Origin of the sequence: Paenibacillus taiwanensis DSM 18679, from assembly GCF_000425125.1 — a bacterium.
GTDB lineage: Bacteria > Bacillota > Bacilli > Paenibacillales > Paenibacillaceae > Paenibacillus_B > Paenibacillus_B taiwanensis.
On the sequence record NZ_KE384308.1, the window covers coordinates 272,429 to 287,125 of the forward strand.

The 14,697-nt window shown below is 42.2% G+C and carries 15 protein-coding genes; 5 read left to right on the forward strand and 10 right to left on the reverse strand.

From position 1 onward, the window contains the following. Positions 1 to 13: 13 nt before the first annotated feature. The 3 genes from H509_RS0119710 to H509_RS0119720 are packed head-to-tail and all read right to left on the reverse strand — an operon-like array spanning position 14 to position 2,628. On the reverse strand, positions 14 to 913 hold the full coding sequence (locus H509_RS0119710) for a carbohydrate ABC transporter permease (protein ID WP_028546596.1): 900 nt from the start codon (positions 911 to 913) through the stop codon (positions 14 to 16). 15 nt (positions 914 to 928) lie between these two features. Beyond that, positions 929 to 1,891, reverse strand: a complete 963-nt coding sequence (locus tag H509_RS0119715) for an ABC transporter permease (protein WP_028546597.1) — start codon at positions 1,889 to 1,891, stop codon at positions 929 to 931. Next, on the reverse strand, positions 1,888 to 2,628 hold the full coding sequence (locus tag H509_RS0119720; RefSeq protein ID WP_245596195.1) for an alpha/beta hydrolase: 741 nt from the start codon (positions 2,626 to 2,628) through the stop codon (positions 1,888 to 1,890). Before H509_RS0119720 ends, H509_RS0119715 begins: the two co-directional genes overlap by 4 nt. A 395-nt stretch (positions 2,629 to 3,023) precedes the next feature. Here H509_RS0119720 and H509_RS0119725 point away from each other — a divergent pair, with 395 nt between their 5' ends. Both H509_RS0119725 and H509_RS0119730 read left to right on the forward strand, forming a co-directional pair. After that, the gene (locus tag H509_RS0119725; RefSeq protein ID WP_245596196.1) at positions 3,024 to 4,013 is read left to right on the forward strand and encodes a serine hydrolase domain-containing protein; all 990 of its coding nucleotides are present in this window, start codon (positions 3,024 to 3,026) and stop codon (positions 4,011 to 4,013) included. Positions 4,014 to 4,102: 89 nt separating this feature from the next. Further along, positions 4,103 to 4,432: a hypothetical protein gene (locus H509_RS0119730; RefSeq protein ID WP_028546600.1), complete on the forward strand. Its 330-nt coding sequence runs from the start codon at positions 4,103 to 4,105 to the stop codon at positions 4,430 to 4,432. Positions 4,433 to 4,609: 177 nt separating this feature from the next. On the opposite strand, the gene H509_RS0119735 is transcribed toward H509_RS0119730, so the two are convergent. Together H509_RS0119735 and H509_RS0119740 are read right to left on the reverse strand one after the other, a co-directional pair. Further along, positions 4,610 to 5,797 carry a hypothetical protein gene (locus tag H509_RS0119735; RefSeq protein ID WP_028546601.1) on the reverse strand — a complete coding sequence of 396 codons (1,188 nt, stop codon included), beginning with the start codon at positions 5,795 to 5,797 and terminating at the stop codon, positions 4,610 to 4,612. A gap of 191 nt (positions 5,798 to 5,988) precedes the next feature. Beyond that, entirely contained in the window at positions 5,989 to 6,705 is a 717-nt protein-coding gene (locus tag H509_RS0119740) for a YiiX/YebB-like N1pC/P60 family cysteine hydrolase (protein ID WP_051287440.1), read from the reverse strand. A 489-nt stretch (positions 6,706 to 7,194) separates the two neighbouring features. Here H509_RS0119740 and H509_RS27815 point away from each other — a divergent pair, with 489 nt between their 5' ends. Further along, a complete protein-coding gene (locus tag H509_RS27815; RefSeq protein ID WP_211234366.1) occupies positions 7,195 to 7,314 on the forward strand; it encodes a YjcZ family sporulation protein in 120 nt (39 codons plus the stop codon). Between the two features lie 274 nt (positions 7,315 to 7,588). Continuing rightward, on the forward strand, positions 7,589 to 9,550 hold the full coding sequence (locus H509_RS0119750) for an insecticidal delta-endotoxin Cry8Ea1 family protein (RefSeq protein WP_028546603.1): 1,962 nt from the start codon (positions 7,589 to 7,591) through the stop codon (positions 9,548 to 9,550). Between the two features lie 284 nt (positions 9,551 to 9,834). On the opposite strand, the gene H509_RS26065 is transcribed toward H509_RS0119750, so the two are convergent. The 4 genes from H509_RS26065 to H509_RS0119770 form a co-directional block, all read right to left on the reverse strand. Further along, the gene (locus tag H509_RS26065) at positions 9,835 to 10,914 is read right to left on the reverse strand and encodes a right-handed parallel beta-helix repeat-containing protein (protein WP_245596197.1); all 1,080 of its coding nucleotides are present in this window, start codon (positions 10,912 to 10,914) and stop codon (positions 9,835 to 9,837) included. Positions 10,915 to 11,184: 270 nt separating this feature from the next. Then, complete coding sequence (locus H509_RS0119760) at positions 11,185 to 11,922, reverse strand: MBL fold metallo-hydrolase (protein ID WP_028546604.1); 738 nt, start codon at positions 11,920 to 11,922, stop codon at positions 11,185 to 11,187. Positions 11,923 to 12,010: 88 nt separating this feature from the next. Next, positions 12,011 to 12,289, reverse strand: coding sequence for a CD3324 family protein (locus H509_RS0119765; protein ID WP_028546605.1), 279 nt, complete (start codon positions 12,287 to 12,289; stop codon positions 12,011 to 12,013). Between the two features lie 173 nt (positions 12,290 to 12,462). Next, positions 12,463 to 13,515 (reverse strand): LCP family protein, encoded by a 1,053-nt coding sequence (locus H509_RS0119770; protein ID WP_051287442.1) that lies wholly within the window; start codon positions 13,513 to 13,515, stop codon positions 12,463 to 12,465. 315 nt (positions 13,516 to 13,830) lie between these two features. On the opposite strand from H509_RS0119770, the gene H509_RS0119775 reads away from it, so the two are divergent. After that, entirely contained in the window at positions 13,831 to 14,178 is a 348-nt protein-coding gene (locus H509_RS0119775; protein ID WP_028546607.1) for an EamA family transporter, read from the forward strand. Positions 14,179 to 14,316: 138 nt separating this feature from the next. Here the strand turns inward: H509_RS0119775 and H509_RS0119780 are convergent, their stop codons facing one another. Further along, positions 14,317 to 14,691, reverse strand: a complete 375-nt coding sequence (locus H509_RS0119780; protein WP_028546608.1) for a TIGR02328 family protein — start codon at positions 14,689 to 14,691, stop codon at positions 14,317 to 14,319. Positions 14,692 to 14,697: the final 6 nt, after the last annotated feature.

Genomic DNA, 14,697 nt, shown 5'->3' on the forward strand with positions numbered 1-14,697 from the left:
TATATCGCATTAATCAGGTCTTAATAGCCCCTGTTAATACCCCTTTAGCAAAATGCTTTTGCAGCATCGGGAAGAAGCACATAATCGGTACCATAGTCACAAATACCGCAGCCATCTTCATTCCCGTTGAAAATCCTTGCTTGCCAACCGAATCAACACTGGCCGCGTTAGAAGCGTTGGTAGACGATTCAACAATAATAGCTCGTAACACGTTCTGTAGCGGAAGCTGATCTGCTTTGCGCAGGAAAATCATGGCGTCATACCAACTATTCCAATAAGCGACCCCATAGAACAACGTAATCGTGGCCATAATTGGTGCAGCTAACGGCAAAACTACGGTCAACATAATTCGCCATTCGCCAGCTCCATCGAGTCGTGCAGATTCCATTAATGATTCCGGCAAACTCTGGAAGTAATTCATCATCAGAATCATATTAAATGCACTAAAGCTGCCCGCAAATATAACAGACCACAGCGTACCTGTAAGATGCATCGACTTCATCACGAGGTAAAGCGGTACGATACCGCCGTTAAAAATCATCGTAAAGAGAACTAAGAAAAAAATAATCTTTTTCCCTGGGAACTTGGCTCTGCTTAGCCCGTATGCCATACTGCTTGTCAAAAATAAACTTAAAGGCAGACCCACAATGAGCAGCTTAAACGTATTCCAATATCCAACCAATATACTGCCATCTGCAAACAACGCTTTATAGGAAGCGAGCGTCGGATTTCTCGGAAATAGCATCAATGGATTTTCGGCATATTCCTTTTGCGTTGAAAATGAAATCATGATGACGTTCCAGAACGGAATCAAAATCATAAAGCCTACGACCAGCAGCACTGCAAATATAAAATAGTCAAGGGCCGTCATTTTTCCTTTGCGGAACCCAGACCGTTTTCCTTTTTTACTCATCTCTTGCACCCCCTCCTATCGGAATAGACCGTCTCCGCCCATCATCTTAGCGACCCTGTCAGCAAGCAACAACAACGCCATATTTACTAGAGAACGGAATAAGCTTACCGCTGTTGAAAATGAGAAATCAGTTGCAGATTGGAACGTAATCCGATAAATATATACATCTAACACTTCCGATACATTTTTGGTTGCTGCGTTCGCCAAGTTAAAAATTTGATCAAAACCTGACGACATCAATCCGCCCACCGACAAAATAAACATAATTGTCACAGTAGGCAAAATGTTAGGCAGCGTAATACGGAACATTTGCTGCATTCGAGACGCGCCATCAATTTCGGCTGATTCGTATTGGTCCTGATCAATACCTGAGATAGCAGCTAAATAAATGATGGCTCCCCAGCCTGTTGATTTCCAAATATCTGTAAAGATGATCATCGGCACAAACATACTTTCTGAGCCTAGGAAATTAATTGTAGGCAAGCCAAACATCATCAACGTACTGTTCAGTAGCCCGTCATAAGCAAGTACATTGATGACTACCCCTGACACGATGATCCAGGATAAAAAGTGCGGAAACGTAAGCACAGTCTGGAACCATTTTTTTGCCCGCCGCATCCGCAACTCGTTAAGCATAAGCGCCAACAAAATCGGGAACGGAAATTGAATAACCAATTTAACGATGTTGATATATAACGTTCTCCATAAGGAGTCCAGAAACGCCGGATCACGAAATACATATTTGAAGTTTTCGAGACCAACCCACGGGCTCCCCCAAATGCCTAGGTTCGCTTTATACTCTTTAAAAGCGAGCGACAAGCCCCCCATAGGCAAATAAGCAAACAACACCAGCCAAATTAATCCGGGAAGCAACAGCGTATAAACCATACGATGTTTCCATATTTCAATGAAAAGTGACCCTAACTTAGAACGTCCTTTTCCATTTCCCCCCGGTCCCTCTAAAGCAGCAGATTTCAAAACGCATCTCCCCTCTCTGTCTCTTCGTTACGGGTAAACAAAAATTCAAATGTGGTTTTTAAGTGCTTTTCCCAGAACAGCCAATCATGTGCTCCAGCACCTTCCACATATTTGAAATCAAACGCCGTGTCCGTCATGTAAGCGGCAAATTTGCGATTCATCTCTACAAACGGATCACTTGATCCACAGCAGCATAAAATCGAAGGAAGCGAATCTTTATTCTTTAATCGCTCTTGCGCCAATGCGTACAAATCTTGTTCAGGAGATACCGTTAACTCCCTACCAAATACAGCCTGCATTTCTTTTATCATACCGTGTGACATCTCACCATCTCGAAGTCTCCGCTGTATATCCGTCACACCTGATAACGATACTGCTTTGGAATAGCGGTTCGGATACGTAAGGGCACATTTTAAAGCACCGTATCCTCCCATCGACAATCCGGCAACATATGTCCTTTGCGGATCAGGGTTCAATCGAAGCAAATGTCCACATAATTCGGGAAGCTCCTCTGTCATAAACTGAAAGTAATTTAATCCATACGCCATATCCGTATAATAGCTTCGATTAGCCTCTGGCATAATGACCGTACAATTATACTGCTGTGCGTACATTTCAATAGTCGTCAAGCGCTGCCATGTGCTTGCGTTGTCACCTGCGCCGTGCAGCAGGTAAAGTGTGCTGCTTGATGGGCGACGCGCCTCTAAAGGATAGACGACATGGATACTTGTTGACATGCATAACGTATTTGAGCCTGTTTCTATCGTGATATGCGCCATATGTAATCCCTTTCATTTTACGTAAATTAAAATCGCAGCCTGCTGTTGCAAACCCCAAAAGGCAGCTAAGTTGGCGTGCTTAGTAACAGCTGCTATTCTCACCTGCTGCTATCGAAATATCAAATAAAAACATCATATTCATCTGCGAAAGCGATTTATTCGAATCGTTTCGACTAAATCATAGTTCCAGTTGTGTGCTGCTGTCAATATCTTTTTTTCTTTTAAGGTTGTGATGTGATTTATGTTACTTTAATTCTTCTATTTAATCACTATTTAAAACATATATTTACTTTTTTCGTCAATAGTAAGCGCTTACTAAAATGATGTTGACACTCTATTAGGAGAGTTGTAAGATGACTACATATTCATATGGTCTTTTGATAAAAACGTTTCTATTAAATCACAAGCAGGGGAAGAAGGCACCGTTCAGTATGTCGAATATGCTCTCTAGCTTTATAAATCGTATAACCAGTCAACAGCTTCAAGTGCGTTCCGTGCGAGTGCTCCACAAAGGAGCTTTGCGTGCGAACTGGAATTTCACAGTAGATACAAGAAGATTGCAGCATTCGATAAGTAAATCATTTACCGCAATGGCGGTTGGTCTAGCTATTGAGGAAGGCAAGCTGACGATGGACACAAGATTAGGGCAATATTTTCGTGCTCCGATCTCGCCTGCTATAAAGGAGGGCTACACTCTTCACCCTGATCAGCTTTCGTTGCGTGACCTACTCCGAATGTGTACGGGACATGACGTGCCCCCGCTATGGGCTGAGGAAAGAGCAGCCTTAGCTGAACGGGACTGGGTAAAGTATTACCTGTCACGGCCGCTGGATAGACCTGCGGGTGAGCAGTTTACTTACAGCAGTGGAGATACGTTTATGATTTCAGCGTTGGTGCAGGCTGCTGTCGGTGAAACGGTGCACGCTTATTTGACGCCGCGATTATTTGAGCCACTAGGGATAAAGGAAGTGAAGTGGGAAACTTCGCCTCTAGGGATTACACTGGGCTGTGCTGGTTTGAAGATCAGTACGGAGGAACTTGGACGATTTGGCCAATTACTGTTGCAAAATGGCACTTGGGAAGGAGAACAGCTCGTGCCTGCACACTGGATACAGCAAGCATCGGCCAAGCAGATTGACACGATAGGGAGTGTGGATTGGAGTTTAGGTTACGGCTATCACTTTTGGCGATGTTCACACGGAGGTTACCGAGCAGATGGAGCGCATGGACAGTTCTGTATTGTCCTTCCCGACTACGAAGCTGTCATTGCAATCAACAGTGAGGAAGATCGTATGCAGCCTATACTAGATGCCGTTTGGACCGACATTTTGCCATTATTGTAATCGACAATTCCGATTCGTCCAAACCGTCTTCACCCTATCATCATACACATGTATAGTAGAGCACTTCACTCGAAATGAGGTGATTAAAGATGCATGCTATACCTGTAGTGGAAGCCAATATACGATCTTATATCGGAAAATCGATTTGGGCAGTCCAACAAGATGGGACGTGTATTTACGGGACGATAACCGATGTTCGAGACGGTAAGTTATATTTCAGAGATAGCTATAAAGGGGCCGAAACGGTACCGACAGCTCGCACCAAAGCTAAGGCTAAACTTGCCCGGCTTCGTGACAAAGCGTCTGTTTCTTCGTTTTTTCCAGGCTGTGGGTTTGGAGGCGGCGGATTTATCGTATCGATCGCCTTTATCGCCCTCTTATTTGCATGCCCCTTCTTTGGTATCCCGTTTCTCATCTAATAACACACTACCTCTCTGTTAACCAGCAAGCTCCCCCTCAGGTGCTGACCATGACCATCACGCAAACGCCCAACTGCTGTAAACCCGTTACAAGCTAGCAGTCACACGATATATGCCATCCGCCGTCAGGCCTGAGGGGTTGCATTAATATAACTTCAATGTTGGATATGCACAACATTAGCGATTCCATATTTTAAAATCATACAAAAATAGTGTGTTTTGTCCTAGCTTCTTGCTCAGCTCTGGGAGGCTAATCGTTCTTTTGATTTCACCTTGCAAATTATATTGCTCAATCTGATGTTGTGACGTATTTGGATTGTAGCGAAAAAAATACAAGTAATCCTGTTCAAAATATACCATTTCATCTTGCAGGCGCGACTCACGTGTATAATCTTTAAGATGAAATTGAAGTTCTAAACGTTTCTCTGGTAAATTGTACGCGTATACATCACCATATCCATCAACGAAATATACTTTACTTCCTTTGACATAAATACTTTCCTTATTAAAAAAGTAATAGTGTGTGTTTCTGCCATCATATTGGAGCAGCGGGTACTTTTGAACAACAGCCTTCTGGTGCTTGTCTATCCGCATAAGGTTTAGCTCTACTTTGCCCCCTAATAAATCTGCATAAATACCAAGCATGTCAGATCCATCAGCTATTAACTTCGTAAACATGAAACGGCCTTCGCCTTTACTTTGCTCCAGAAACGATTTTTCGGTCAGGACCTGATCTCCTTGAAGCGACATTTTCGTAAACGATTTCATATTTGAATTTGCTACGTCTGATGAAATGAAGTAGACGTCTGCTCCATCGTCCCCCGACACTTCCACATATTCATTTAGATTTTGACAATAATGTTTGGATTCGTCGCCCCATCGTATGGTGGAAATGTAATGCTGTCGGTCGTCACTAAAGCGTCCGTTAAATAATGCATAATACATACGGTTGTTGTTGATCCGTCCTGATGATTGTCCATATCCTGCGTACACCTTACATGTATCTTCATAATGATAAGACGTCGACGCAGCAGACTTCGTATTTTGAATCGCTAGCAGTTGCTTCTTTTGGTGTAATAATATCCGGTTATGAAAAGGAATAAGCGAATTTAATTCTAACCCGCGATAAGGGAGCGTCAGTAGTGTACCTTGCTGGTCTATGAGAAACATATAACTTAACCCGTCCCCTAACTTCTCGTGTGGCAGGTCAGTTGAATAATAAAGCGCAGCTAGCGGATTGCCGTTGTACTCAGGCGTTGTAGTCAATGGAGCACTGCCGCATCCGCCCATCGTACTAATGAATGCAGCACCGAGAACAAGAATGGCAACAATTTTGACAAGCTTACTAGTAAACACACATCTCATGTGGTTGCTCCTGTTCACGATTATAGGGGTAGTTTACATAATGAGTTTAACAATTGAAGGAATAGGCATTTAAAATAGAGAGGTCTGAACCGTTTGGGTAAGCATGAGGTTGTGATTGTGGGATTAGACCGTAATAAGGTTCCGATTTCGTCTGAACCTTATTACGGTCCCTTTATGACGAATACGAATACTTAGTACGTTTTAAGTGTGCTCACTTTGTTGGAATCACGAATGTCGACGGGATAGACACCCCAACCACCGTCTTGATCGATGTCGATGTTCGCTTTTTCCTTAAATGCGCACCAAACTAGCTGCGAACAATTAAAGGATTTGCCTGTGCAGGAGCGATTGTTGAAGAAATTGAGGTTGTATGAGCCTCCGACTTTGCCGTTAGCCCAATCTGCTGCGAGTTCATCTTGCGCTTTAGTTGTCACGTTAACCGCTTGAATTCGAGCCCCACTAGCTACACTTCTACTGGAAACGCTTACTTTTCGTACCCCGCCATCAATGTGTGATTCAACAATCTCACTGTTGGAGTAATAGAAGCCAACATGCCCATGCGGTATGCCAAGTGTGGAAGCAGGCTGAAAGAAAAACGTGCCTTTACGACTTGGATCAAGCGGATAATTGCCGCCGCTGCCACCGCCAGCTGACAACGTATTTACTTGTCCCGATTGTTTGGATACCAATTCTTTATAAATTCGTTCAGATACTTGCTGCTCACTCAACCGAGTTTCTTTTGCCATCTGAACAACACTTTTCTTTAGCTCTTGCTTCGTTAGGCCGTTACCGTGGAGAGAAATGATTTGATCCAACAGTTTGTCGTTCGAACTAGCACCTGCCTGCATCGGCAAAGCCATCAGCAGCAACGTGCACAATGCAAGGAACCAAAACTTCTTCATTTTCATTATTCATTCCTCTCAAGTAGAGTTTGTACAAACTCAGAAATCCTCTGGCCAGATCAATTTCTACTAGTAGACTATGTCATCAAAAATCGAGTGTCAACCCATTTAATATAATTTTAACAAACAAATAGCTCACAACACGCGATAACCCCCTTAGCTTGATACACTTTTGTCTTTCAAAACTCAATATGTATTCACTCCATCAGAAGTATGCTTAAGCTTCGTTACCCACCTAGATCGTTTGATTCAAGCCCGATTTTTATTTTACATGTTGATTCCAATCCAGTCGTTCAGTTTAGTACCGCCCTCAACTCGTCGTTACTTACTGTTCTGCTTGGCGGTTAATCTGTGCTGGTAGCTCACTTAGCCGTGATTAGGCGTAATTAAACTAAAATCGAACTGTTTTTCTCAGAAATACTATCCATTCGTCCAATCATGATTCATGTCACCTACATACAATTGTACGGTAACGAATTTAATCAAGAGAGGTGGATGTCTGTGTCTGAAGTTCGTGGTTATGGTGCATTTGGTGGAGGTTTTACAAGTGCTGGTGTTATTCTCGTATTGTTTATCTTGCTTGTCATTATTAGCAAGCCAATCCTTGGCTACTAAGTAACTAGCTCCCCTGCCTGTGACACAGTAATATAATACCAATCTGTATATCCCCCTCACCATCAAAACCGTGTGGTCAGGGGGATACATAACTAGCATTTTAGTCGAATATAATCGTCCCTGCCAAGCTAGTTAAAAGAGCAGACACTCCCTTTTAACATGTCCTCGTTTCGTTGTACAAATATTTAATTTACGAATACTTAGAACTATACGGATATAGATTAGATAGTGTAGTAGAAATCGAAATGGGAATACATACGAAGGAGTGGGATATATGGATTTAGACGGTAATAAAACTGAAACTGAGAGTGAAATTGTAAATGGTTCCGAAAGTAGTATCGATCCATCAAGCGTGTCTTATGCGGGAAATAACAGCTATTCTTCCGCTTTGAATCTCAATTCTTGTCAAAACAGAGGGATTGCACAGTGGGTTAATACGCTTGGAGGTGCAATCGGTCAGGCTGTATCCATAGGAACATCCATCATTTCCTTGCTTGCGGCGCCTACGCTTACTGGAAGTATTTCGTTAGCTTTTAATCTTATAAGGAGAATGGGGACAGGCAGTAATGGAAGCTCTATTTCGGACTTGTCAATATGTGACTTACTATCCATAATTAATTTACGTGTAAGTCAAGCTGTATTGAACGACGGGATTGCAGATTTTAACGGCTCAGTGGCTGTATATGATCTCTATTTGCATGCTTTACGCAGTTGGAACAATAACCCTAATGCTGCTACCGCGGAGGAACTTCGCACTCGTTTTCGTATTGCAGATTCCGAATTCGAACGTATCTTAACGCGGGGGTCCTTGACACATGGTGGTTCATTAGCTAGACAAGATGCTCAAGTGTTACTGTTACCTTCTTTTGTAAATGCTGCCTATCTTCATTTACTTATATTAAGGGATGCTAGCAGATATGGGGCTAGCTGGGGCTTGTTTAATACGACACCACATATCAATTATCCAGTAAGATTACAACAACTTATTGGTCTTTATACCCATTACTGCACACATTGGTATAATCAAGGTTTAAATGAAATCAGACAACGAGGCAATACGGCTGTCAATTGGTTGGAATTTCATAGATACAGAAGAGATATGACATTAATGGTACTAGATGTTGTGTCATTATTTTCAGCGCTTGATACTATAAGGTATCCGAACGCAACCGTTGTCCAATTAAGCAGAACCGTTTATACAGACCCGATTGGTTTTGTAAATCGTGGAAGCGGCAACAGATTAAGCTGGTTTGATTGGCGGAATCAAGCTAATTTTTCAACGCTAGAAAGTGAAATGCCAACCCCCTCGTCTCCACTTTCTTTGAATCATATGAGTATATTTACGGGTCCCCTTACTTTACCTGTCTCTCCTAATACCCATAGAGCCAGGGTATGGTATGGCAATCAAAATATGTTCACAACGGGTAGTCAAAATTCAGGTCAAACAACAAACTCTATTCAAAACATTTCGGGTTTAGAAATATTTAGAATAGATTCTCAAGCCTGTAATCTAAACAATAATTCGTATGGCGTGAACCGAGCTGAATTTTTTCATGGCGCTAGTCAGGGCTCCCAAAGATCTGTTTATCAAGGCTATATTAGACAAAGTGGATTGGACAACCCGGTAGTAATGAATCTTCAAAGCTTTTTACCTGGCGAAAATTCAGCGACACCAACCGCACAAGATTATACGCATATATTAAGTAATCCTGTTAATATAAGAGGAGGACTTCGACAAATAGTAGCTGATCGTCGTTCTTCTGTAGTCGTATATGGTTGGACACACAAAAGTTTGAGTCGACGTAGTTTAGTTGCACCAGATCAAATTACTCAAGTACCTGCTGTTAAAGCAAGTCCCTCATCCCATTGTACCATCATCGCAGGACCTGGATTTACGGGCGGGGATCTCGTAAGTCTGCAACCAAATGGACAACTCGTTATACCTTTTCAGGTATCGGCGCCAGAAACAAATTATCATATTCGAATATGTTATGTTTCTACGTCCGACTGTTCCCTAAATACAATATGTAATGATGAGACCCATTTAAGTACGTTGCCTTCCACAACCTCATCACTTGAAAATTTACAATGTAACCATTTGCATTATTTTAACGTGGGCACTTTCAAACCTACGATAGATAGTAAACTAACGCTTGTAAATACAAGTTCAAATGCAAATATTATCATCGACAAAATTGAATTTATTCCCGTAGATACGGCCCAACAACAAAATTAGCAGTTAACGTCTCACATCACATCAGAGTCGGATAAAATGAAAGGTACAGAGCGGATTCGGGCTGCCTTATGCTAACACGTATAGTTCGATTTACGTGAGCTAATGCGCAGTACCGAATCAGCTATCTGTACCTTTTTTGATGGTTGCTTCACCGCTGATCGCATTTTCTGTTCCTTGGTTCACCACTACAAATCGCAGCTTAACATATAAGAATACGAACCTATGAAATGGTACTTTTTTATACTATTATATACACTTGTTTACATGAGCCCCACACAAAACTGTTAATGAACCGTAATATTCCCTTTATACATATTGCCAGCTGGACTACGCATATTTTGTGACGCAAACGCACTAGTATTTCCGTAACCTGCTAGTAAAAATACAGTCGGATTATCCATATATAAAGTATTGTGGGACACCTGACTGCCTATTCCCCAGCCAGATACAATTTCGTGCAGTTGGATCGCATCTACCATATTATAATTATTAGATTGGTAACCCACATTCCCACGAATGATCGCGTCATTTCCTTTTATATCAATGAAGCTATCGGCATAATTAATGCCGCTAATTCCTTCTCCGTAAAACGTACAGTTTTCTACAAGTGTACCTATAGTCCGTTCTTTAATATCAATATGCTCCGCTGTTACGTGTGGGCCAATGATGACGTTCCGAATCGTATTGTAATGCGTCGCCTGATTATAGCTACCTCCTTCTGCAGAACCTACATACACACCTTCGCCAAAGCCAGGCGACGTTCTGCCCGTATGATGGATACGGGAGTTCTGAATCGTGCCGTAAGAACTGCTATCGCGAAAATGTACACCTTCATAGCCAATATTGTAGACTTCAACATCACTAATGAGCGTGTAATCTGCATGGTCCAAAATGATCCCTTTTTGCGCATTGGTCATTTGTAGATCGCGAATAATCCAGTGATCTCCACGGATGCGTAAGCTATATCCTGAACTTGTACCATATCCCGATAACACAGCGGGATGATCAGGATCTTGACTTCGAATTGTAATAGGCTCTGATCCTGTTCCATTTCCATCTGAAGAAAAATTTCCTTTGTACGTACCTGACGCAAGCTCAATAGTTGTGCCTGACCCTGCTGTTTTTAATGCACTGCTCAAACAGGTCGCTGTACTGCATGAAATTAGCTTTGTATCCCTATCCACTGCATTGTCTGATGCTGCTTTATTTAGCTGCAAGTTTTGGGGCATCATTTGTGCAAATACGTTACTGTAGTTGCCCTGAGCAAGTGCTGCTGCCAACATAAAAGCTGTTACACATAAAATAAAACCTCCACTACGTGCAACCAAGATCAACTTTGATGCGCTGTCTGTACCGTTTTTCAATGTCATCTCTCCTAAATGCCATTTGGTATGCGTTTCATGCTTGCATAAGACGCACTCCTCATCACGATACGATTCACGCTCCAATTATATGTGTTGCAGCCTGCTAAAAGTGACCCGCCTTATGCTGTACAAGTAGACATAACCAAGCGCTTTTGTCGCATGACCCCAAACCTATTTATACGAATTTACACGACAAAATCCCCCTTCATCTGTCCACAAATGGCGACTACCTAAAGGGGGAACATCATTAGGCCCAACATTGGGCTTTATTTATGATTCATAGGTCTGTAGCAGTGCTTGTAATGCTTGTTTCACGTGGCCTTTATACAAGCCGCCATGATAGCAAATGAGCTGATCGATATCATAAGCCAGCAATCGACGGACAGACCGAACCGCTTCATCTAAGTCTAACGTAAATTCAGGGTTTGCAATGGCTAATTTTCCTTCCTGAATGACAACAGCATCTCCTGCAATCAACGTTTTACTCGCAGGCAAGTACAATGAGATATGGCCTGGCATATGCCCTGGCGTATGAATGATCTCCATTCCACCACAAAAGTCCAGTCTTTCCTGATCCCGAACAGTTTGATCAACAGGAGCCGGCTCAACAGATTGCAGTAATCGCTTCAACTGCTCCGCACCTTGCTTGTCTTCAGTGCTCAATTCTCCCCATGTTGATTCCACTTGTGCCAGACGAAGCGATTTGCGCTTACCTGCAATGTAAGGTGCATCAAGTTCATGTGCAATGACGGTAACCTCGGGATAGGCCCGCTTCAAAGCCGCAAGTGATCCCATATGGTCCATATCATGGTGTGTTACAATTATCTTCGTAATCGATGCAATACTTATGTGATGACGAGCTGCCAGTTGTTCTATTTTAGGCAAAAATTCAGGATACCCACAATCAACAAGAATCGTATCTGACTCATCTTGAATGAACACAGGGGAAATCACTTGCTGCTGTCCTTGATACTCAAATTCAATATTCAGTACAACGTGGTTGCTCATACGATAAACGTCCTTTCGACTAAACTGCTCTATACCCATAAGTTTAAAGCAATCGCCTTCCCAATAAAAGGACAAGTCTATTACCGCATCAAAGTTGTTCACGTTTGTGTGCACGTACAATTCTTCTAATGCTATGTTCCGTCAAAAAATATTGCTGTGCAAGCGATCTAATCGAGGCCCCGTTCATATATGCCTGTGAGATCGCATCGTTACGCTGCTGTAGCAGCTGTTTCGAGCCCGTTCTTTCTCCCCACCGTCTTTTTTCTTCCGGTCGAGCCGGAATATATAAATAGCTGCCATGTACATATTGTTGTACTACACACAACAACTCTTCTGGTAATATTTCCTGTGCGTTAATATAATTCATTACTTCGCTCCTATCTATATAACCAATTCACATATATAGAAGCAAAGAGGTGCAGCCTGTTAATGAGGGGCAAGCTCCAAACAAAGGTATGCTACAACTCTTTGCTTAGAGCCATATTCGGCTGTTCGAAAAAGCATGGGCAGCATGCCATCAACTCCTTTATTTGCCTGTCGTTACTTATAAAGACGAGGAATGAGAAGTTCCGCTGGTGCTGTTAATGGATTTAACCATTCCTTTGTTAACGTTTTAATATACTGGATATCCTCTTCCTCAGGGATATAATACCACACATTGTCCATTCGTTTTCCTTCTCCGTGAAGCATGTAGCTGCTTATGGTTGGGGGACTCTCTGCTTGAAACATCGTTTTGGCAAGCTCGATGATATAACGCGGCTTCATGTCTGTTGTGAAATTGGAACCCATTATATCCATAAGAGCCGTAATTTTACTTATTTGTTGTACTTCAATTGCCCGATCCATAAGCGCTTTTAGAAATATGCGTTGTCGTTCAGTTCGATTCATATCAGAATCTTCCCGATAACGCACATAATTTAAAGCTTCAAGTCCGTTGTATAACGGCTTGTTTGCTTTAATATGGAACTTGTCATGCACAACTGCTTTATTCACGATATCTTCATAAATAGGCAACTTTACTCCACCCATCGTATTTACAACGTCTTTAAAGCCTTCAAAGTTAATCGTTGCATAATGGTCGATGTCTTGCTCCAAAAGCTTGCTGACCGTAGCCATTGTCATCTGTGGACCGCCTGCTCTGTTATCTTTTACACTTCCAAATGCATAAGCATGATTTAATTTGTCCGCGGAGCCATGCCCAACGATATCTGCATACGTATCGCGTGGAATAGAAACAAACAGTATTTTGTTGTCCAGTGGACGAACAATCGCATAAATAATCGTGTCCGCACGCCCAATCTCATCGTTACGTTGGTCTACGCCAAGCAACAGTACGGAAAAGGGCTCTGTTGTGTTCCGATCTATTTCCTCCCGACCTTCAATAGGCATGTACGACTCGTTTAATTTGTTTTCGACTACACCCGACATCAAAACATCAAATGTAAACACGGCCAACTGCTTCCGAAAAACAAAGACACTCAGCATCAAAAGAGCTGCAAGTCCTAGCCAAATGAATGTTCCCCCCCACCTTTTCGTTTTAGTTGTTAATTGTTTTTTTTGCCCTTTGGTGACTCCATGTTGTTCAGTTTGCATCTTACTCCACTTCTTTCTTCGTTACGGATTTAACAGAACATACAGGTATCGATTTCACAAATATGAACCTGTATGAACGCCATAACGAGCAACTAGGTAACTGACGCTCTTGGCGGGTTCCGCTTTATTGTATAAGCAACCGAAGGTGAAGTGGTTATGAAAAAGTAAAATGCCTATAACACATTAACTTCTTGTCTTGATTATGCGCAAGGATAAAATTGTTGGCATTAGGAAACATTAATCTCAAACGAGTTATGATAGCGCACATATTCGGATTCATTTGCATCACCGTAACCCGTTTGAAAGGAGGTACTTATGTATTACTTGTACAGTGTCATACTTTTATTTGGAGGTCTTTTTGCCATTAACTTCGTCTTTTCCTATCAAGGCAAACATATTGACGCCCACTTCTGGTCAACATTGAAGTTCCAATTGTGCATGATTCCTATCTTTCTAGTCGCTAACATGAGTGTTGGGTATGGGGTAAAATTCGGTCTCAAATCCACTGAAAATTTAAGCTACGTGTTAGTCGCTGCCAAATGTATGGAAATTGTGATTTCGATCATTATGGGGTATTTGTTTCTGAAAGAAATACCGAATTGGAAAACATGGGTTGGCCTCGCAGTTATAGTTGCGGGTATTGTGCTCGTCAAGCAAAAATAAATCAGCTGTAGAACGAGTAAAGTCCTTTCTCAACTTACAATCCTTCAAACATACAGAAAAAGGGACAACTGCAAGCACTTAGCTGCTTGCAGTTGTCCCTTTTTTGTATGGCTTCACCGATCCTAGCCTTGGTTCGGCTTATCCCTCTATGGAAATGCCTTTTGCCTGCAAGTTAGACACACATTCCTCCAGGTAAGCCTGATTATGCTCTGGATAAATGTATGTGCCTGCATCATAAATATCCGCGATAAGCCCGTCCCACGGGTCACATGTTTTGCCGCGATAGTTGGCATCATACCACAACGGGTCCACACGGTACCCACGTCGCTTCATTTCATCCATAATATGTACATGATATAAATACAATTTAAATGGACTATACAGAAAAACGTAGTCCACCGTTCGATGTTTCTTCTTCCAGCCGTTACCGCGAAGTGCGGCACATTCCCGATGCTGCCCGAGCAGTTGTGCCCTTGGAAGCACTGGAATAAGCTGCTCATGCCATAGCCTCATCTACTT